Source organism: Pseudomonas sp. HP_14, from assembly GCF_055283875.1.
Genome location: NZ_JBTOQI010000033.1, coordinates 251,853 through 270,555 on the forward strand (window position 1 = coordinate 251,853; position 18,703 = coordinate 270,555).

An 18,703-nucleotide genomic window follows, 5' to 3' on the forward strand; every position below is an offset into this window, starting at 1 on the left:
TTCACCCGATCAGTCAGACAGTCCGCCTCCGATCCTACTCCACGCGCAGGGACTTCCTACATGACTTCCTCTACGAAAGGCCGCGTCAGCCGTGAACTGCACGACCACGTCATGCTCATTGGCCTGGACCGTGTTGCCAAGCGCAACGCATTCGACCTGGAGCTTCTCAACCAGTTAAGCCTGGCTTACGGAGAATACGAACGAGACGATCAGGCCCGGGTACTGGTGGTATTTGCTCACGGCGAACACTTTACTGCCGGGCTGGATCTGGCCGAGGCGGGTCCGGCCCTGATCAACGGCTGGCAAGTCCCCGAGGGTGGCTGTGATCCGTGGGGTGTGTTCGCAGGCCCAAGGGTCAGCAAGCCGGTCATCGTCGCCGCGCAAGGCTATTGCCTGACGCTGGGCATCGAGTTGATGCTCGCGTCGGATATCAACCTGTGTGCAAGCACCACGCGCTTTGCACAATTGGAAGTCCATCGCGGGATTTTTGCGTTTGGTGGTGCCACGCTGCGCCTGCATCAGATCGCCGGATGGGGCAACGCCATGCGCTGGCTGCTGACCGGAGATGAGTTCGATGCTCAGGAAGCCTGCCGCATGGGACTGGTTCAGGAAGTAACCGCGCCTGAAGACCTGCTTCCTTATGCATTGCTTCTGGCGGGGCGCATCGCCGAGCAGGCACCCTTGGCGATTCGCGCAACGATTGCGTCTGCCCGTCAGGCTGTGCTCAAAGGTGAAACAGCCGCAGCTCAGGCGCTGCCGGGCATGGTTAACCGGATAATGAACACCGAAGACGCCAAAGAAGGCCTGCTTTCCATGCAGGAGCGCAGGCCGGGTGTCTTTAAAGGCGTGTGATCTGAGTCGCACAGTGGAGGCGTGACACAGCCTGTAGGAGCTGCCGAAGGCTGCGATGGCTATGTGTCAGGATAAATGCATCGCAGCCTTCAGCAGCTCCCAAAGAAATGCGCCCCAAAGGTCGTTCGCCGTGTCTGGCCATGGGCAACGCCTGAAGGCTCTGTCTTCAGGTTGCTGGACGGACGTCCTTGATCAATGACGCCAGCGAATAACCGAGGCGTGGTGCCAGCTCTTCAGCACGAGCGTTCAGCGATGCCATGTCCAGCTCCTGGTCGAGATCTGCCGGGACGATCAGGATAACGTTGCCCTCCTTCACCGGCAGCTCCCAGTAGTGCCGGTGATAGAGGCCGCGCAACAGCGCCGCACCCAACGGTTTACCGTCATCCGCTGCCCATTGATTGATCACCAGCCATCCGCCTGAATTCAGACGCTTCTGACAGCTCTCGAGGAATTTCCAGGCCAGATGCCCGACGCCAGGACCGACATCGGTATAGAGGTCGACGAAAATCAGGTCAGCCGGTTCAGCGGTTTCCAGCAGTTCAAGCGCATCTCCGATGCGGATGTACAACCGGGGATCATCATCCAGCCCCATGAATTCAATAGCCAGCCGCGGCACGTCAGGCCGCAACTCGATAGCCTCAACATCTTCCAGCGGCAAAAACTTGAGGCAAGCCTGAGTCAGGGTCCCGGCCCCCAGCCCAAGAAACAGCGCGCTCTCAGGGGCCTCGTGGCACAAAGCACCAATCAGCATCGCCCGGGTGTAATCGTACTCAAGCCAGCTGGGATCGGCCGTAAAGGTGCAGCTTTGCTCAATGGCGTCGCCGAATTCCAGGAAGCGGTAGTCGTCGACTTCCAGTACGCGAATCATGCCGAAATCGTCGTGTACCTCGGCCAGAATCCGCTCCACCCGCTCCTCAGTCATTGCTTCTCCTAACGGCGAGCCCAAGTCTGGCCTGTTGATGCGATCACCGGACCGCGTAAAAAAGCGAATTGTCGATCAAGCACAGCAACAAGGTCACGCTCTTTCTCTTTAATTGCCGCACCGGGGCTCCGATCATCCCTTGTTCGCTGGCGACGACTCGGCGAACTGCTAAGATGCCGGTCCGATCGCACTGACCATGAGTTCATGATGAGCCAACCCTGGAGCCCCGACAGCTGGCGGGCACTGCCCATTCAGCAGCAACCTCAATACCCCGATGCTGCGCACTTGTTAAAGGTCGAGCAGACATTGGCAAGCTATCCGCCTCTGGTGTTCGCAGGCGAGGCCAGAGAATTGCGTCGACAGTTCGCCGAGGTGACCCAGGGTCGTGCCTTCCTGCTACAGGGTGGTGATTGCGCAGAGAGCTTCGTCGAATTTTCCGCCGCCAAGATCCGCGACACCTTCAAAGTGCTGTTACAGATGGCAATCGTCATGACCTTCGCCGCTGGCTGCCCAGTGGTAAAAGTCGGTCGGATGGCCGGCCAATTCGCCAAACCGCGCTCGGCCAACGATGAAACCATCGACGGCATGACCTTCCCGGCGTATCGCGGCGACATCGTCAACGCTATCGGCTTCGATGAGAAAAGCCGTGCTCCAGACCCGGATCGCCTGATCCAGGCCTATAACCAGTCCACGGCGACCCTGAACCTGTTGCGCGCCTTCGCCCAAGGCGGTTTTGCCGATCTGCATCAAGTGCACAAGTGGAACCTGGACTTCATCGCCAATTCGGCCCTGGCTGAAAAGTACAGTCAACTGGCTGACCGTATTGATGAAACCCTGGCGTTCATGCGCGCCTGTGGCATGGACAGCTCGCCGCAATTGCGCGAAACCAGCTTCTTCACCGCCCACGAAGCCCTGCTGCTGAACTACGAAGAAGCGTTTGTACGCCGCGACAGCCTGACCAACGATTACTACGATTGCTCGGCGCACATGCTCTGGATCGGCGACCGCACCCGCCAGCTGGATGGCGCTCATGTGGAGTTCCTGCGCGGGGTGAACAACCCCATCGGCGTCAAGGTCGGGCCAAGCATGAACACCGATGACCTGATCCGCCTGATCGACATCCTAAATCCGGATAACGATCCGGGCCGCCTCAACCTGATCGCCCGCATGGGCGCGAACAAGGTCGGCGACCACTTGCCACAGCTGATTCGGGCAGTTGAGCGCGAAGGCCGCAAAGTACTGTGGAGTTCCGACCCGATGCACGGCAACACGATCAAAGCCAGCAGCGGCTACAAGACCCGCGACTTCGCGCAGATCCTCGGTGAGGTGAAACAATTCTTCCAGGTGCATCAGGCAGAAGGCACGTATGCGGGCGGCATCCATATCGAAATGACCGGCCAGAACGTCACTGAATGTATTGGTGGTGCCCGACCGATCACTGAGGATGGCTTGTCAGATCGCTATCACACCCACTGCGACCCACGGATGAACGCGGACCAGTCGCTGGAGCTGGCGTTTCTGATTGCAGAGACGTTGAAGCAGGTCAGACGATAGTTTTTGCAGGAGCTGCCGAAGGCTGCGAATGGACTTCACAACGCAAGTACATAGCACTCTTCGGCTGCGCCTAAATAAAATCACGGCGTGATAGTAGCGTAACGCCCTTCATTAATCGCAGAAAAGCCCTACATAACCTCATAACTCCCCTCCCTAAACTGATCGCCCACTTATTTCAGGACGATCATCTGTGGCCCATCTCAAACGCTCTAAACAACTCAGAACTCGTCACCGAAAAATCAGCACGCCCCACCCCGCAACCGGCATTAGTGGCAGTTAGCTGAGTGGCGAAAAGAAAAATGAATTCAGTTCTTCAGCACATCAGCTATGTATGCCTTAGCCTGACGCTACTTGCACCGTCAGCCTTACTGGGTCAGTACCTGTCTAAACCAGGGCACCGCAGGCTGGCATTCAAAGTGGGTTTTGTTTACAACTCCGGAATGGCGCTGGCGCAGGTAAATTTCTTCATGAAAGGCGAGTTCCTGTTCCTAAGTACTCTTGATAGTTCATACATCGTGTTCCTGGGCCTCGTCTTTTCAATTTTTCACCTGCGTAGCAACGCAGCGTTGAGCCCCAAAACTTGCGGAAAAACAGATGCATTGCGCACGACAGACCTGCGTAGCATTTATTTATTCGACCTGTATTTGGACCGGCTTCTTTTCTGGACGAAATGGGGTTTGATCATCTTGATAACCTCTGCAGTTTACACGGTCATGATTGGCTACCTTTTGCTCCAGATACCTTTGGAAACATCGCTCGACATGAACACCCGTAGAGCCTTGGGCGGTATTTTATATTTGGCCCTTGTCGTACTAGTAACGTATCTCACCCAAAGACACTACAGAATCAAAATCCGCTGATTGCTATCGATCTCGCCCCTCAACCTCACACCACTCGCCCGTGCACAATTAACCTGCACCTCAGCCAACCCCAACCAATCGGCCATCTGCCGCAGATTCCGCGCCAGCGCCTGCATCCCCTCTTCGTCCAGGCCCGGCTGCTCTTCGTGCACCGCGTGTACGGCAAGGCGCCCCAGCGATCGTTCGGCGCGCAGATCGACTCGCGCAGCAATGCGCTCGTTATGCAGAAACGGCAGCACGTAGTAGCCGTAAACCCTTTTGGCCTGCGGTGTGTAGATCTCCAGCCGATAGCGAAAATCGAACAGCCGTTCAGTACGGGCACGCTCCCAGATCAATGAATCGAACGGCGACAGCAATGCACTGGCAGACACCTTGCGTGGCGCTTTGCTGTCCGGGAGACAGAATGCCGGTTGCCGCCAGTCTTGAATCCGAACCCTCTGTAGATCGCCCGCTTCCACCAGCTCTGCCAGCGCGCGTCGACTCGGCAGCGGATCCTGCCGGAAGTAATCACGCAGATCCTTTTCGGTGCCGACACCCAACGCGGTGGCTGCATGCAGCAACAGGGCACGCTGCGCCTGATCCTCGCTGATCTCGGGGTGATCAAGCACAGCACCAGGCAGCACTCGCTCGGGTAAGTCATAGAGCCGCTCAAAACCACGACGCCCTGCGACTGTCAGTTCTCCAGCCGCAAATAACCACTCCAGCGCCAGCTTTTCAGCACTCCAGTCCCACCAGGGACCGGCGCGCTCCTGACGGGTACTCAAACTTCCCGCCCCCAGCGCACCTTGCTCACGCACAGCCTGCAGGACGCGGGCGACAGTCGGCTGTTGCTCACGACCAAATGTCGCCAGCTGGCGGTAAATACCGTCTCCTTGAGCGGCGCGACGCATGCGCCAGCGCATCAGCGGATAGAGGCTCACAGGCAATAGCGAGGCCTCATGCCCCCAGTACTCAAACAATTTACGCTGCCGCCCCTGACTCCACGCGGCCTGATCAAGCAACGTCCGGGGGTAGTTACCCAGTCGGGAAAACAGCGGCAGGTAATGCGAACGAACCAGCGCATTCACTGAGTCAATCTGCAGCAAGCCGAGCCGCTCGACCATCTGTGTGACATGAGCAGCCTTGATCGTGGCTGGCGGCTGTCGCCCGTTGAAACCCTGGGCAGCCAGTGCCAATCGACGTGCTTGCTTGAGCGACAATTCTAAAAGCATAAGGGGCTCCTGAAGAGCCCCAACGCTAACCGATACGCCACGCTGATGTCAGCGTTTCATCGGGTCGTTCCAGAAGTGCTGCTCGGCTTCCTGATAAGCATCGGCACGACTCAACCCGAGATCCTTCAACGCAGAATCGCTCAAGGTCGCCAACTGCTGACGCTGACGATGCAGGTCGTACCAGCGGGAAGCGTGTTTCTTGAGCGACTTGAGCAAACGCTCGATCCAGGAATCCTGAGACAGGGTTTTCAATACCAGCACATAACCTTTTTGACCTTTCATCATCTTGCCCTCCATGTGGGATGACTAAAGTCTCGCGCCGAGGCTAAGATCAATCCAACGAATGTTTCTTATGAGCTGCATCTGGGAGATTGATGTATTGGCCAACTATCCGAATATTGATACGGAGCTTTTGCGTACCTTTGTAGCCATCGCCGATCACGGTGGGTTTACCCGAGCGGGCGAAGCAGTCAACCGTACGCAATCTGCAGTCAGTATGCAGATGAAGCGACTGGAGGATGACATCCTGCAGCGCTCGCTGTTTCAGCGCGATGGCCGCACTGTGAGCTTTACCGCGGAAGGTCAGGTGTTGCTCGGTTATGCACGGCGCATCCTGAAATTGCACAGCGAAGTCTTCAATACCCTGCGTGAGCCGCACATGGTGGGCAGGGTGAAGATCGGCACGCCTGACGATTACGTCATGCGCTTCCTACCCGGCATTCTGTCGCGTTTCGCGCAGGCGTATCCGCTGATTCAGATTGAAGTGCATTGCGAATCCTCCTCGGCGCTGCTGCAACGCCAGGACATGGACCTGAGCATTGTCACTTGTCGTCCTGGCACTGAAACCGGACAGATTCTGCGTCAGGAGCATTTCGTCTGGGCTGAGGCCGTGGGTTTCTGCCCGCATGAACAAACCCCGATGCCCATTGCGATGTTCAACAGTGACTGCTTCTGCCGTGATTGGGCATGCACCGCGCTGGACGCGGCGCAACGTGATTACCGCGTCGCGTACACCAGCGCCAGCTTGTCAGCACTGATGGCGGTGGTCAGCGCAGGGCTGGCGGTCACGGCACAAATGCAAAGCCTGATGACCCCGGACCTGCGCATTTTGGGTGAAGCGGAAGGACTACCCCCCCTGCCCTCTGCGAGCATCGTTCTGCTGCGCAACCCGAAAAGTGTTTCGCCGATTACTGAATGCCTGGCCGAACACATCGCCGAAGGTTTCAAGCTCTAGGCTTTCAGGCCTTAAAGGCCAGGATTACCGCGCAGATCACCAGAAAGCCGCAGAACAACGAGCGCAGCAAACGCTCAGGCATCGAGTGCGCCAGCTTCACGCCCCAACTGATGCTGGCCAGCCCGCCGACAGCTAACGGAATGCCCATGCTCCAGTTGACGTGATCATGCAGGGCGTAAGTGAACAGTGTGATTGCCGTGCTGGGTGTGGCCAATGCCAGTGCGAGGCCTTGCGCAACCACCTGAGTAGCGCCGAAAAAGCTGGTCAGAATGGGCGTTGCAATCACCCCGCCGCCAACGCCGAAAAGACCGCCAGTGATCCCCGACCCCACTCCCAATAACCAGAGACGGTTAACGTGGCGCAGCTCACTGCTGGCCTTATCCTTGCGCCAGAACATCTGCGCCAGATTGAAAACAGTCAGCAAGATCAGAAACGCGATGAAGGCCAGACGCATGTGTTGCGGGTCCAGGCGCACCGCCCACAGCGAGGTCAGCCACGCCAGACAAAAACTGGGGATGATCAGCATCATGGCGTTACGCAGGGAAATACGGTTGCGCTGGTTATAGCGCCACAGCGCCAACAACACGTTAGGCAACACCATCAGCAAAGCAGTGCCTTGAGCCAGTTGCTGATCGAGCCCGAACAGAACACCTAAAGCAGGAATCGCAACCAGGCCACCACCAATACCGAACAACCCGCCCAGCGTGCCCATCGCGGCACCCAACGCTACAAACATCAGCACTTCAATCACGCCACGATCCCCACTCAAACGATGCGCGCATGCTACGCAGTCTGACTGCTCAGGCAAATAACCGATGTGCGCTATTACGCATGTTTCATGCATGCATCCGGGGCCCACGACCGGCAACCTGCAAGCACCGAATGGAATTTATCTGGCGCAATAAAGATCACAGCACTAAATTGTCGCCATGACACACGCTAGAGAGGACCACCCCATGAGCGCTGACGCCAGCCCCACTGCCGACAGTAACTGCCAAGCGTTGCAGCTCGACAACCAACTGTGTTTCGCCCTGTATTCGACTTCATTGATGATGACCAAGGTCTACAAGCCACTGCTCCAGGCACTGGGCCTGACTTATCCACAGTACCTGGCGATGATGGTGCTCTGGGAACAGGACGGCCTCACCGTTGGTGAAGTGAGCACTCGCCTGCTGACTGACCCGGGCTCCTTGACGCCGCTGCTCAAGCGCCTCGAAGGCGAAGGGCTGCTCAGCCGTACCCGTAGCAAGGAAGATGAACGGGTCGTACTGCTTCGCCTCACAGAGCAAGGCCGCGCCCTCCAACAAAAAGCCCTGACCGTGCCCGGTTGCATTCTGACCGCCAGCGGTCTGGAGATTGAGCAGTTGCAGAAGCTGCAAGGCGAGCTGATAAAGCTGCGCGCAAATCTGCAGGACAGTGTCTGAAGGCGTTGCCTTTCTTTGATTGACCACTGATCAGAGGCAGCACGAGCTTGCTGTCTCGCGCCAAACACAGAACCTGTAAGAGCTGCCGAAGGCTGCGATCGCGGCGTGTAAGGATAAATGCTTCGCAGCCTTCGGCAGCTCCTACGGAAAATGTATTTCAATCCTGAAGCTTGCATGTCGTTTGACTAGCTCGCTTGCCCACGATTCGATTTTTACGCCGACATATCTTTCATCTGCGCGGACATCATCGCGGGCAAGCGCGCTCCTACAGGTCCCCGCGTACTGCGCGACAGCGCTTTGCCAGGGACACTAGGGCGACCTCCTGCATACCTTGCGTTTGAATCCAGATTCAAAAATTTCAAAATATTATCTTGCGCACAAACTATTAGCGCGATACATTAATTCCGTACCCCGTTAGCGCACACCTTTGCAGCGCAAACAGACAAGCTTTGAACCACTCTGATCACTACGATCTTCCGACCCTGAATGAGGTGACACCATGGATACTCTTTACACCGCAATCGCAACTGCAACCGGCGGCCGTGACGGTCGTGCTGTTTCCAGCGACAACATCCTGGACGTGAAACTCGCTACACCAAAAGAACTCGGCGGCGCGGGCGGTGCGGCCACCAACCCTGAGCAACTGTTTGCTGCTGGCTACTCGGCCTGCTTCATCGGCGCGCTGAAATTCGTTGCTGGTCAAAGCAAGCGCAGCATCCCGGCTGACGCCTCGATCACTGCCCACGTCGGCATCGGCCAGATCCCTGGCGGTTTCGGTCTGGACATCGACCTGAACATCAACCTGCCAGGCCTGGAACAAGCTGATGCCGAGCAACTGGTCGAAGCTGCTCACCAAGTGTGCCCGTACTCGAACGCCACCCGTGGCAACGTTGATGTACGTCTGCACGTAACCGTCTGAAGCCGACGTTTGTTCTGAAACATTAAATGCCTATCTGAATTGGAATGCTTTTAATGTAGGAGTGACCGGGGTGGCGATCCACATTGCTCGCGATGGCGATATATCTATCGAAAAAGTATCGTCTGACTTAACGACATCGCGAGCAATGTGGATCGCCACCCCGGTCACTCCTACAGGGTCCCGTGTCTGATACGGGACGGCGCGTCGTAGGGACAGAGATGTCCTTTCGGCGCCAAAACAAGCGCCCACAAAAAAGCCCGCATCGCTGCGGGCTTTTTTGTTGAACGCGGTAAAAACTGTGCTTATTTAGCACGGCCTTTGTAGGAACCGCCTTCGCGAGTATCGATCTCGATGCGGTCACCGATTTCGATGAAATCAGCCACTTGCAGTTCGGTACCGTTGGCCAGCTTGGCAGGCTTCATCACCTTGCCGGAAGTGTCGCCACGAGCCGAGCCTTCGGTGTAGTCAACTACGCGAACGATAGTAGTCGGCAGTTCAACCGAAACCAGACGCTCTTCGAAGAAGATCGCTTCGCAAACGTCGGTCATGCCTTCTTCCACGAATGGCAGAACGGCTTCGATGTCTTCAGCGTTCAGCTCGTACATGGTGTAGTCGGTGGTGTCCATGAACGTGTAAGTGTCGCCGCTGATGAAGGACAGGGTCGCTTCTTTGCGGTCGAGGATCACGTCGTCCAGTTTGTCGTCAGCGCTGTAAACGATCTCGGTCTTGTAACCGGTCAGCAGGTTTTTCAGCTTGGTTTTCATGATGGCGCTGTTACGACCGGACTTGGTGAATTCAGCTTTCTGAACCAGCCAAGGGTCGTTTTCGAGACGAATCACGGTACCGGGTTTGAGTTCTTTACCAGTTTTCATTGCGTATATCCGAATTTGGATGGAATTTGCCGAGGCTCTGTACGAGAAACCGCTTCGCGCGTGTCACACGAAGGTCTTTTTCGTACAGAGCCTAATCTCAAGGCCGCGTATCATACGAAACTCCACAAAACAGTACCAGCGCCGTCGCAAGATCAACATGGGAAGCTTGTTGCAGACACCAGCGCTCGGCATGGTTTGTTATATCGGGCCAGTGTTCAAGCAGCGTATGCCAACTTTCAGCGCCAGCCGTTCCCGCGTTCCAGGTATGCCAGAAATCACTCAAAGCCTTGCCAGCATCGGGCGAGAGCCCCGCGAGGTAGAGTTCCAGAAACGCATCGAGCTTGACCCAGTGGGCATCATCGTCCTGTTCGTAGATGTGCCAGAGCAAGGGCTGCCCTGCCCATTGCGCCCTGACAAAAGAGTCTTCGCCGCGCACCACGTTGAAATCACAGCACCACAACAGGCGGTCGTAATCTTCCTGTCTGACGAACGGCAGTACCTGAACCGTCAGTGCTCCGCGCGTTTCCTGCATTCCAGCCCGAAGCGGTTCAACACCCAGCCAGCCCTGCAGATCACCGAGTATGCGCCCCTCCGGCACCAGCAGACGGGTCGCCCTGCTATCGCCTGCCAGCGCATCCAGCCAGGCCCCGATGCCAGGGTTCTCATAGGCAAATACCGAGATCAATCGTGCATCGTCTTCAGGCGTCACGCCCAGTGCTTGCAAGAAGCGCGAGCGCTCCTGCCTGTTTTGCTGGAACGCCTGCCGTGTGGCGATCAAATCGCGCTCACGCAACAGACCACCGGTGGTCGGGAGAAAGCCTGGAAAGAAGAAGGATTTGCGCAACCCGTTCGATTGCAACGAAGGCAGACCATGGCAACCGCTCACCCACTCTTCAGCGCTGAGGTATTCCAGATTGATCCACACCGGCCGTGGTGAACATTGAACAATGGCCTCTTCATAAGCGGGTGGCAGACGGCATGCGAACGCCTCGACAACCACATCCGGGATTTCAGTGGCTTGCCACTCTTTCGGCCATTGATGGACGCTAACGCCTTCACGCCACTGTTGCGTAGCCGAGGCTTCGGCGCCGGGGCACACGCGCACAAACGCGCTTAGATCATCGACCCACAGCCTCACTTCCAGGCCGTGCTCAGCCACTAGCTGCCGGGCCAGACGCCATGTCACGCCGATGTCGCCGTAGTTGTCGACGACGCTGCAAAAAATATCCCAAGAGGCTTTCATTCCGGGCTCCCTGAGGATGAATGATAAAAAACGTCGATTGTCCTTCAGACAACCGGCATTCACCAGCCTCTGCTCATGGCACAATCGCAGCATCTGCAGTCCACGCCGAGAACTTTGCCATGCCTACCCACAGTCGCCGCGAGCTGAATGTTTCTGTTCAACCACTGAAACTGATCGCCTGTATCGCCATTGGCATCTGGCTCGGTTTCATCGCCGTGGTATTGACTGGCGTGCTGTTCTACAAGGCCCTGCCTGCGGCTGAGACCCAAGTGATCAATAACGTCGCCGCGCAATTGAGCACCCCGCCCGCAGTCAAACCAACGCCCGAGGCGGAAAAAACCATGTTCGAGAAGTACGAACAGAGCTTGCGCGAGAGCGAGGCACGCCAAGCGTGGGAGCAGGCGCAGGAACAGCAGCAGAAAAACTTCAGCGCCCCCAAATGCAACTTTTGGCTGCAGCAGGACCGCACTGCGCCCAGCGAGAAAAGCCGTGCCAATGTTCTCCAGTTCTGCGGATAAATCATGAACAAGCAAGACGTGTTGCAACTGATCATCGACAAATTGCAGGTTGATCTGAATATCGCCCAGCGCGCCGCGCAGACGGCCTATGAAACCGCTACCCACGAAGAAAAAATTGCTGAAAACAAATACGACACGCTTGGGCTGGAGGCCTCCTACCTGGCTGCTGGCCAGGCACGACGAGTGGAAGAAATTCGCCTGTCACTGGGGCTCTATCAAAAGCTGAGCCTGTTGCCATTCAGCGAGACCAGGGGGATTCAGTCCGGGGACCTGATCACGCTGGAAAACCACAACGGCGCTGAACAGCATCTGTTTCTGGGACCCGATGCCGCCGGTCTGAAGATTCAATACGGTGAGCAGATACTCACCGTTATTACGTCACGCGCCCCGTTGGGCCAGATGTTACTGGGCAAACAGCCTGGCGATGAAGTTGAAATCAACGTCAACGGCAGCCGACAAAGCTTCGAGGTCACGCAGATAGTGTGACCGGCTATCCATTTGCAGGGTTGATCGCTCCAACTTTTTCTGGGTAAGGTGACTCTGTCGCCACAAATAGTGACCGGGACTACATAACCGGAAGCAAGGACTCACAAAAGTAGGAGATATTTCATGACGAACGTCATTGCTTTCCCTGACGCCCATGAACGTGATCGCCTCAAGTCAAGTGACCACCCTGGGCTGAGATACCTGAACAAGAAAGAGCGACTGCTGATCGACCAGTTACGTCTGACCAGCCATGCAGGACGCCAGTATGTCTATGACTACGCGAGCATCATGCATCTGTCCAAGCCATTACATCCGGATTGACTACTCGCGGTCTCCAGATTTGATGAGAATCCTGTGGGAGCGAATTTATTCGCGAAGAGGCTGGTCAGTCGATCATGTCAAGCGCATGCAAGGCTGCCCTCGCGAATAAATTCGCTCCTACCGATTTGAGCTGCCTATTCAGCCCATGTTCAGTTCATGACTCCGCATGCGGGCACAAACGCCTATAGTGGCCGCACGCCCCGGTAATCTGGTATCCGTCATGAACCCCGCAGGATCTGAACACGACCTCTCTGAACAGCACACAACATCAGAATCGATCGACAAGAAAGCTGTCGACCACCTGCGCTTTCACAAACATCACGCGCACCTGGCGAGCACTTTCGGCAACGATGGGTTTGCCCTAAAGGCCGAGGCCTTTGCCCGCTTTTTTGGTACACCGGCCTTCCTCGGAGCCCAGACCGTCATCGTCCTGCTTTGGGTCGTGTGCAACGTCACCGGCCTGACTCAATTCGATCTATACCCGTTTATCTTGCTGAATCTCGCATTCAGCCTCCAGTCGGCCTACGCAGCGCCACTGATCCTGCTGGCTCAGACCCGCCAGTCAGCGCGCGACAAAGCCAATGCCGACGCGGATGCACAACACCGCGAAGATCTGGCAGCGCAAATGCTCTCGCTGCTGGAACAGAACACCCGCCTCACCGAACTGACCAAGTCGCTCACCGAGCGTATCGAGACGCTCACCTCTGACATGCACAAGCATTTCGTAAAACGCGAGCCGGCCGATTGCGACAAAAAGCCGGGCTGATCGGCCGCTTTTGAACAGCGCTACGCCCCCCCCCCGCTCAGGTTAGAAGCCCGGCGAACCATGGCCTGAGCCGTCACTGGCTGCAAACACCCTCACGAGCAGTTTCCACTTCATATTGCGCTCATCATAAAACTACAGGATTATGGTCGTAATTCAAACCGCAACAGCCTTGTGGAGTGCCTGCCATGCCAACCCTGTCTCGCGACGAGAAACTAAGCCTCTGGTTGCAAGAAGAAAAAACCGTCCGTGATCGCCTGGGCGCAGCGGGCACCCTGCGTATGGCCGACGTGGCCGCACTGGAGCCCTATGAATTCTTCGAGGGTATCGGCCGTGGCGAGCTACCCTGCCCGCCTATTGGTGAGCTGATGGATTTTGTGCCGCTGCACTGGTCGCAAGGCGAGTTTGTTTTTCAAGGCACGCCAGATGAGCGGCACTACAACCCGTTGGGCAGCGTACATGGCGGTTACGCGGCAACGTTATTGGACTCATGCATGGGTTGCGCGATTCATACCCGACTCAAGAAAGGCCAGGGCTACACCACGCTGGACCTGCGTATCAGCTACGTCCGGGCACTGAACCTTGCCGTCGGCCCCGTACGCGCCGAGGGCAAGGTGATTCACGTCGGTCGCTCGACTGCATTGGCCGAGGGCCGACTGTATGACGTCGATGACCGGCTCTACGCCATTGGCAGTACGACCTGCATGATTCTCAGCATGAGTTAACCTTAAAAGCAGACAACCTACTGATTTAAAAAGAATTTTCTGTAGGAGCTGCCGCAGACTGCGAAGCGTTTATCCTGACTCACAGCGATCGCAGCCTTCGGCAGCTCCTACAGTTCAAGGGTGTGCGGCACGACAGAGATGTGCCGGACAGATGCGCTAAATCTTGAACCCTGCGCGTCTGGTACTGACCAACCTCACAAGCCCATTCGTGACGCACAGGTAAATATCCCTTTCCCGCCCCACTGTTTTTCTCTGCGGTTCGAGCCGGGATACTGCGCTCACGTCTTGTTTATTGAATCAATTGAAGGAGCACCGCACATGACCGTCCCAGCATTCGGCCTCGGCACTTTTCGCCTCAAGGATCAGGTTGTCATTGACTCGGTGACCAACGGTCTTGAAGTTGGCTATCGGGTGATCGATACCGCACAGATCTACGGCAACGAAGCAGAGGTTGGCAAAGCCATCGCCGCCAGCAGCGTGCCGCGCGATGATTTGTTCATTACTACCAAAATCTGGACTGACAATTTTGCCGCCGACAAGCTGATACCGAGCCTGAAGGAAAGCCTGGCGAAACTGCAGACCGATCACGTTGATCTGACCTTGATTCACTGGCCTTCGCCTGAAGGCAAGGTCTCGGTCAAAGAATTCATGACCGCGTTGCTGGAGGCTAAAAAGCAGGGGCTGACCAAGCAGATCGGCATTTCCAACTTCACGGTTGCCCTGATGAAGGAAGCTATCGAGGTGGTCGGCGCCGAGAACATCGCGACCAACCAGATTGAACTGCATCCGTACCTGCAAAACCGCAAAGTCGCTGACTTCGCCAAACAGCACGGTATCCAGATCACGTCATACATGACCCTAGCCTATGGCGAAGTACTCAAGGACCCGGTGATCGAACAGATCGCCAAACGCCACAATGCTTCAACCGCGCAGGTCACTCTGGCCTGGGCTATGCAACTGGGCTACGCGGTGATCCCTTCCTCGACCAAGCGCAGCAATCTGGAAAGTAACCTCAAGGCTTGCGAGCTGAAATTGAGCGACGAGGACATGGCACAGATAGCAGCACTGGATCGCGGCCACAGACTGACCAGCCCTGCGAGCCTTGCGCCAGAGTGGGATTGATCAGCGTCTGATTGAAATGCGATACCTGTGGGAGCCGGGCTTGCCCGCGATAAGGACACCGCGAATCTCTGTTAGATCGCGTCGACCTTATCGCGGGCAACCCGGCCCCCACAAGAGATCGCATTTCAATTCAATCAGGTGTGCTTAGCCCACCGCCAGCAACCGCTCCAGCACCGATTGATCACGCCCTGCCCGTGCCACGTTGGCGTACAACGACTCGGCAATTTCATCGGCACGGATCGGCAACACCGACAACAACGTGTCACTCAGGCCGTGGCTGGACTCGCAAAAGCCCTGCATATAGATCGAAGCCTTGCAGCGGCTGTCGGTCTTGATCCGGTAGTCGCGGTCTACTTCGAAATCCCCCAGGTACTCACTGAGCGGCTCCAGCAGGTGCCGGTGCAACTGGCGCTCGTAACCGGTGGCCAGCACCACCGCGTCATAGGTTTGCACGCTGCTTTCACCATTGGCCAGGTTGCCCAGCGCTACCTCAATGCCGTTGGCGGTAGCCGTCGCGTTCTGCACCGAGGTCAGGCTGCGGAACGTGTGGCGGGCGATGCCGGAAACTTTCTGGCGATAGAACACACCGTAAATTCGCTCGATCAGATCGATGTCGACCACCGAATAGTTAGTGCTGTGATACTCGCGAATCATCTGTTCGCGCTGGGCACCGTTCTGGCTGAACATCAGGTCAGTGAACTCCGGCGAAAACACCTCATTGACGAACGGGCTGTCATCGGCAGGTTTAAGTGCCGACCCGCGCAGGATCATGTCGACCTGAACAGACGGATAGCTGTCGTTGAGGTCAATGAACGCCTCGGCAGCGCTCTGCCCCCCTCCGATGATAGCGATGCGCATTGGCTTGCCATTGGCGCAGGCTTGCTGGGCCATGGACTGCAGATACCTGGAATGGTGGAACACCCGCGCATCGTTTTTCAGGCTCGAGAAAGCCTCTGGAATACGCGGGGTGCCGCCAGGGCTGACGACCACCGAACGGGTGGTCCGCACGTGACTCTGTCCCTGGGTATCACGGGAAATCACTCGCAATGCTTCCACTTGCTGTTTGTGCAGCACCGGCTCGATTGCAGTGACCTCTTCGCCATACCGGCTTTGGTCGTTGAACTGCGCAGCCACCCAGCGCAGGTAATCGTTGTACTCCATCCGGCACGGGTAAAAAGTGCCCAGGTTGATGAAGTCCACCAGACGACCGTGCTGCTTCAGGTAGTTGACGAAAGAAAACGGGCTGGTGGGATTGCGCAAGGTAACCAGATCCTTGAGGAAGGAAATCTGCAACTCACTCTGCGTGACCAGCGTGTTGCCGTGCCAGCGATAATCAGCCTGTTTGTCGAGGAACAACGCATCCAGCGCACCCTCCCGCTCGCCCCTCTCCTGCAGGGCAATCGCCAGTGCCAGATTGGATGGACCAAAACCGATACCGATCAAATCGTGAACCACGGCAGATACAAGAGCCTGTGTCATTCCAGTGTCCTCGGGGGATGTTTCGTACTCGTCAATCGAATGGCCAGCAAGGTGGCCTGTTGAGTAGGAAACGAGGGCAAGGAAACAAAATTTAACGAATGGCCGAGAACTGGCATCGACGCCAGGGGCGGAACAGCCGATGCGACGGTTATGTGGTCTACAGGGGGTGCGACACCACTAAGGAATATCTGTAGGAGCTGCCGCAGGCTGCGATCGCGGTGTGTCAGGTCTGATGCATTCGCAGCCTTCGGCAGCTCTTACAGCGGGTACGTTTCAAATCAATGATTTCGCGAACTTGATAAACCGCGGTTTAACGCAGCTCCCCACGCAACAACACCACCTGCTCGCGAGCGGCTGCCGGGGCCGATGCCTCACCGCTCAGCGCTGGACCGGCGACAACGGCTACCCGCGACCAGAGTCGCCGGAACAAGCCCTTGTCCGGAGCGCGGCTGAAGAAGCTGCCCCACAGGCCTTGCAACGCCAGCGGAATCACCGGCACGGCGGTTTGCTCAAGAATGCGCGTCATGCCGCTTTTGAACTCGTCTATTTCGCCGTCGCTGGTCAACTTGCCTTCCGGGAAGATGCACACCAGTTCGCCTTCGCTCAGGTACTGGGCAACTTTTTTGAAAGCCTGATCGTAGATCTGCAGGTCCTCGTTGCGCCCGGCAATGGGAATGGTCCCGGCGGTGCGGAAGATGAAGTTGAGCACCGGCAGGTTGTAGATTTTGTAGTACATGACAAAGCGAATCGGCCGCCGAACCGCCCCGCCGATCAGCAAGGCATCTACAAAGGACACGTGGTTGCAGATCAACAATGCCGGTCCGTCATCGGGAATCGAGTCAAGGTTCTGGTGTTTGACCCGGTACATGGAATGGCTCAGCAGCCAGATCATGAAGCGCATGGTGAACTCAGGCACCACCTTGAAGATGTACACATTGACGGCAATGTTCATCAACGAGATGACGAGGAACAACTCCGGAATCGACAACTTCGCGACGCTGAGCAGCAGGATCGAGACGATGGCCGATACCACCATGAACAGCGCATTGAGGATGTTATTAGAGGCAATGACCCGCGAGCGCTCGCTTTCCAGCGTGCGCGATTGAATAAGCGCGTACAGCGGCACGATATAGAAGCCGCCAAAAATCCCGATCCCGAGAATATCGAGCAGCACCCACCACGCCTGGCTGAAACCGAGCACGCCCAACCAGTCATTTGCCATGACGTTCTGCGGCATCTCTCCCGAGTGCCACCACAACAAAAGACCAAACACGGTCAGCCCCATGGAGCCGAACGGCACTAGACCAATCTCCACCTTACGTCCGGAGAGACGCTCGCAGAGCATCGACCCCAGCGCAATGCCGATGGAGAAGACGGTGAGAATCAGGGTGACAACGGTTTCGTCACCGTAGAGCCACTCTTTGGCGTAGGACGGGATCTGCGTGAGGTAGATCGCGCCGACAAACCAGAACCACGAGTTGCCGACGATTGAGCGTGACACCGCTGGCGTCTGCCCGAGCCCCAGGCGTAACGTGGCCCAGGTCTGAGTGAAGATATTCCACTCCAGCTTCATCTGTGGCGCAACGGCCGCAGCCCGAGGAATGCCCTGGCTGGCGAGGTACCCCAGACACGCGGTCAGGACCATGACGCTGGCGACGATCATTTCGTAATGGGCGGTGGACATCATCACACCGGCGCAAATGGTCCCGGCCAGAATCGCCAGAAAAGTCCCCATTTCCACCAGCCCGTTGCCGCCCACCAACTCCTCTTCGCGCAGGTGTTGCGGCAGGATCGAATACTTCACCGGCCCGAACAGCGCCGAGTGGGTGCCCATGGCAAACAACGCCAGCAACATCAGCCACAGGTGCCCGAACAGAAACCCCACCGCTCCGACCAGCATGATGCCGATCTCGGCCAGCTTGATCAGGCGAATCAGGGCGTCCTTGGCGTACTTTTCACCAAACTGCCCGGCCAGCGCCGAGAACAGAAAGAACGGCAGGATAAACAGCAAGGCGCACAGGTTGACCCAGATCGAACGGTCACCGTCGATGTTCAACTTGTAAAGAATGGCCAGAATCAGCGATTGCTTGAGGATGTTGTCGTTGAACGCCCCAAGGGACTGGGTAATGAAAAACGGCAGGAAACGGCGCTTTCCAAGCAGGGAGAATTGTGACTGATGGCTCATCGTCCGCGATCCT

At 56.8% G+C, this 18,703-nt stretch carries 20 protein-coding genes; 12 read left to right on the top strand and 8 right to left on the bottom strand.

Going from position 1 to position 18,703, the window contains the following annotated elements; genetic code table 11:
- The first annotated feature begins 60 nt into the window (after positions 1–60).
- Complete coding sequence (locus ACYASS_RS18825) at positions 61–852, top strand: crotonase/enoyl-CoA hydratase family protein (RefSeq protein ID WP_463587217.1); 792 nt, start codon at positions 61–63, stop codon at positions 850–852.
- Between the two features lie 166 nt (positions 853–1,018).
- On the opposite strand, the gene ACYASS_RS18830 is transcribed toward ACYASS_RS18825, so the two are convergent.
- The gene (locus tag ACYASS_RS18830; protein WP_243246606.1) at positions 1,019–1,774 is read right to left on the bottom strand and encodes a spermidine synthase; all 756 of its coding nucleotides are present in this window, start codon (positions 1,772–1,774) and stop codon (positions 1,019–1,021) included.
- A 207-nt stretch (positions 1,775–1,981) separates the two neighbouring features.
- On the opposite strand from ACYASS_RS18830, the gene ACYASS_RS18835 reads away from it, so the two are divergent.
- On the top strand, positions 1,982–3,328 hold the full coding sequence (locus ACYASS_RS18835; RefSeq protein WP_463587218.1) for a class II 3-deoxy-7-phosphoheptulonate synthase: 1,347 nt from the start codon (positions 1,982–1,984) through the stop codon (positions 3,326–3,328).
- Between the two features lie 299 nt (positions 3,329–3,627).
- Positions 3,628–4,188, top strand: coding sequence for a hypothetical protein (locus tag ACYASS_RS18840; RefSeq protein WP_463587219.1), 561 nt, complete (start codon positions 3,628–3,630; stop codon positions 4,186–4,188).
- On the opposite strand, the gene ACYASS_RS18845 is transcribed toward ACYASS_RS18840, so the two are convergent.
- Positions 4,167–5,399, bottom strand: a complete 1,233-nt coding sequence (locus tag ACYASS_RS18845) for a winged helix-turn-helix domain-containing protein (protein ID WP_463587220.1) — start codon at positions 5,397–5,399, stop codon at positions 4,167–4,169. The genes ACYASS_RS18840 and ACYASS_RS18845 overlap by 22 nt on opposite strands.
- A gap of 48 nt (positions 5,400–5,447) precedes the next feature.
- Complete coding sequence (locus tag ACYASS_RS18850) at positions 5,448–5,684, bottom strand: DUF1127 domain-containing protein (RefSeq protein WP_463587221.1); 237 nt, start codon at positions 5,682–5,684, stop codon at positions 5,448–5,450.
- 67 nt (positions 5,685–5,751) lie between these two features.
- On the opposite strand from ACYASS_RS18850, the gene ACYASS_RS18855 reads away from it, so the two are divergent.
- Positions 5,752–6,633: a LysR substrate-binding domain-containing protein gene (locus tag ACYASS_RS18855; RefSeq protein WP_463587222.1), complete on the top strand. Its 882-nt coding sequence runs from the start codon at positions 5,752–5,754 to the stop codon at positions 6,631–6,633.
- A gap of 4 nt (positions 6,634–6,637) precedes the next feature.
- Here the strand turns inward: ACYASS_RS18855 and ACYASS_RS18860 are convergent, their stop codons facing one another.
- Complete coding sequence (locus tag ACYASS_RS18860; RefSeq protein WP_463587223.1) at positions 6,638–7,384, bottom strand: sulfite exporter TauE/SafE family protein; 747 nt, start codon at positions 7,382–7,384, stop codon at positions 6,638–6,640.
- Between the two features lie 205 nt (positions 7,385–7,589).
- Here ACYASS_RS18860 and ACYASS_RS18865 point away from each other — a divergent pair, with 205 nt between their 5' ends.
- A complete protein-coding gene (locus ACYASS_RS18865) occupies positions 7,590–8,057 on the top strand; it encodes a MarR family winged helix-turn-helix transcriptional regulator (RefSeq protein ID WP_463587224.1) in 468 nt (155 codons plus the stop codon).
- A gap of 499 nt (positions 8,058–8,556) precedes the next feature.
- Positions 8,557–8,976, top strand: a complete 420-nt coding sequence (locus ACYASS_RS18870; RefSeq protein ID WP_020290626.1) for an organic hydroperoxide resistance protein — start codon at positions 8,557–8,559, stop codon at positions 8,974–8,976.
- Positions 8,977–9,278: 302 nt separating this feature from the next.
- On the opposite strand, the gene ACYASS_RS18875 is transcribed toward ACYASS_RS18870, so the two are convergent.
- Both ACYASS_RS18875 and earP read right to left on the bottom strand, forming a co-directional pair.
- Complete coding sequence (locus ACYASS_RS18875; protein ID WP_027900557.1) at positions 9,279–9,848, bottom strand: elongation factor P; 570 nt, start codon at positions 9,846–9,848, stop codon at positions 9,279–9,281.
- A gap of 97 nt (positions 9,849–9,945) precedes the next feature.
- Positions 9,946–11,091, bottom strand: a complete 1,146-nt coding sequence (gene earP / locus ACYASS_RS18880) for an elongation factor P maturation arginine rhamnosyltransferase EarP (protein ID WP_463587225.1) — start codon at positions 11,089–11,091, stop codon at positions 9,946–9,948.
- Between the two features lie 119 nt (positions 11,092–11,210).
- Between earP and ACYASS_RS18885 the strand changes: the two genes are divergently transcribed.
- From ACYASS_RS18885 to dkgB, 6 genes are all read left to right on the top strand, one after another.
- The gene (locus tag ACYASS_RS18885) at positions 11,211–11,609 is read left to right on the top strand and encodes a hypothetical protein (RefSeq protein WP_463587226.1); all 399 of its coding nucleotides are present in this window, start codon (positions 11,211–11,213) and stop codon (positions 11,607–11,609) included.
- A gap of 3 nt (positions 11,610–11,612) precedes the next feature.
- On the top strand, positions 11,613–12,095 hold the full coding sequence (locus tag ACYASS_RS18890) for a GreA/GreB family elongation factor (protein ID WP_463587227.1): 483 nt from the start codon (positions 11,613–11,615) through the stop codon (positions 12,093–12,095).
- Positions 12,096–12,218: 123 nt separating this feature from the next.
- On the top strand, positions 12,219–12,416 hold the full coding sequence (locus ACYASS_RS18895; protein WP_122665794.1) for a hypothetical protein: 198 nt from the start codon (positions 12,219–12,221) through the stop codon (positions 12,414–12,416).
- Between the two features lie 220 nt (positions 12,417–12,636).
- Positions 12,637–13,182, top strand: a complete 546-nt coding sequence (locus tag ACYASS_RS18900; RefSeq protein ID WP_243246599.1) for a DUF1003 domain-containing protein — start codon at positions 12,637–12,639, stop codon at positions 13,180–13,182.
- Positions 13,183–13,367: 185 nt separating this feature from the next.
- A complete protein-coding gene (locus ACYASS_RS18905; protein WP_463587228.1) occupies positions 13,368–13,904 on the top strand; it encodes a PaaI family thioesterase in 537 nt (178 codons plus the stop codon).
- Between the two features lie 318 nt (positions 13,905–14,222).
- Positions 14,223–15,026 (top strand): 2,5-didehydrogluconate reductase DkgB, encoded by an 804-nt coding sequence (gene dkgB, locus ACYASS_RS18910; protein ID WP_463587229.1) that lies wholly within the window; start codon positions 14,223–14,225, stop codon positions 15,024–15,026.
- Between the two features lie 144 nt (positions 15,027–15,170).
- Here the strand turns inward: dkgB and ACYASS_RS18915 are convergent, their stop codons facing one another.
- Both ACYASS_RS18915 and ACYASS_RS18920 read right to left on the bottom strand, forming a co-directional pair.
- The gene (locus ACYASS_RS18915) at positions 15,171–16,505 is read right to left on the bottom strand and encodes a lysine N(6)-hydroxylase/L-ornithine N(5)-oxygenase family protein (protein WP_463587230.1); all 1,335 of its coding nucleotides are present in this window, start codon (positions 16,503–16,505) and stop codon (positions 15,171–15,173) included.
- A 310-nt stretch (positions 16,506–16,815) separates the two neighbouring features.
- Positions 16,816–18,690 (bottom strand): MFS transporter, encoded by a 1,875-nt coding sequence (locus ACYASS_RS18920; protein ID WP_463587231.1) that lies wholly within the window; start codon positions 18,688–18,690, stop codon positions 16,816–16,818.
- Positions 18,691–18,703: the final 13 nt, after the last annotated feature.

Bases quoted from the DNA above. Each gene is read 5' to 3' on its own strand.
- ACYASS_RS18825 (WP_463587217.1), top strand. From the start codon at position 61: ATGACTTCCTCTACGAAAGGCCGCGTCAGCCGTGAACTGCACGACCAC.
- ACYASS_RS18830 (WP_243246606.1), bottom strand. From the start codon at position 1,774: ATGACTGAGGAGCGGGTGGAGCGGATTCTGGCCGAGGTACACGACGAT.
- ACYASS_RS18835 (WP_463587218.1), top strand. From the start codon at position 1,982: ATGAGCCAACCCTGGAGCCCCGACAGCTGGCGGGCACTGCCCATTCAG.
- ACYASS_RS18840 (WP_463587219.1), top strand. From the start codon at position 3,628: ATGAATTCAGTTCTTCAGCACATCAGCTATGTATGCCTTAGCCTGACG.
- ACYASS_RS18845 (WP_463587220.1), bottom strand. From the start codon at position 5,399: ATGCTTTTAGAATTGTCGCTCAAGCAAGCACGTCGATTGGCACTGGCT.
- ACYASS_RS18850 (WP_463587221.1), bottom strand. From the start codon at position 5,684: ATGATGAAAGGTCAAAAAGGTTATGTGCTGGTATTGAAAACCCTGTCT.
- ACYASS_RS18855 (WP_463587222.1), top strand. From the start codon at position 5,752: ATGAGCTGCATCTGGGAGATTGATGTATTGGCCAACTATCCGAATATT.
- ACYASS_RS18865 (WP_463587224.1), top strand. From the start codon at position 7,590: ATGAGCGCTGACGCCAGCCCCACTGCCGACAGTAACTGCCAAGCGTTG.
- ACYASS_RS18870 (WP_020290626.1), top strand. From the start codon at position 8,557: ATGGATACTCTTTACACCGCAATCGCAACTGCAACCGGCGGCCGTGAC.
- ACYASS_RS18875 (WP_027900557.1), bottom strand. From the start codon at position 9,848: ATGAAAACTGGTAAAGAACTCAAACCCGGTACCGTGATTCGTCTCGAA.
- earP (WP_463587225.1), bottom strand. From the start codon at position 11,091: ATGAAAGCCTCTTGGGATATTTTTTGCAGCGTCGTCGACAACTACGGC.
- ACYASS_RS18885 (WP_463587226.1), top strand. From the start codon at position 11,211: ATGCCTACCCACAGTCGCCGCGAGCTGAATGTTTCTGTTCAACCACTG.
- ACYASS_RS18890 (WP_463587227.1), top strand. From the start codon at position 11,613: ATGAACAAGCAAGACGTGTTGCAACTGATCATCGACAAATTGCAGGTT.
- ACYASS_RS18895 (WP_122665794.1), top strand. From the start codon at position 12,219: ATGACGAACGTCATTGCTTTCCCTGACGCCCATGAACGTGATCGCCTC.
- ACYASS_RS18900 (WP_243246599.1), top strand. From the start codon at position 12,637: ATGAACCCCGCAGGATCTGAACACGACCTCTCTGAACAGCACACAACA.
- ACYASS_RS18905 (WP_463587228.1), top strand. From the start codon at position 13,368: ATGCCAACCCTGTCTCGCGACGAGAAACTAAGCCTCTGGTTGCAAGAA.
- dkgB (WP_463587229.1), top strand. From the start codon at position 14,223: ATGACCGTCCCAGCATTCGGCCTCGGCACTTTTCGCCTCAAGGATCAG.
- ACYASS_RS18915 (WP_463587230.1), bottom strand. From the start codon at position 16,505: ATGACACAGGCTCTTGTATCTGCCGTGGTTCACGATTTGATCGGTATC.
- ACYASS_RS18920 (WP_463587231.1), bottom strand. From the start codon at position 18,690: ATGAGCCATCAGTCACAATTCTCCCTGCTTGGAAAGCGCCGTTTCCTG.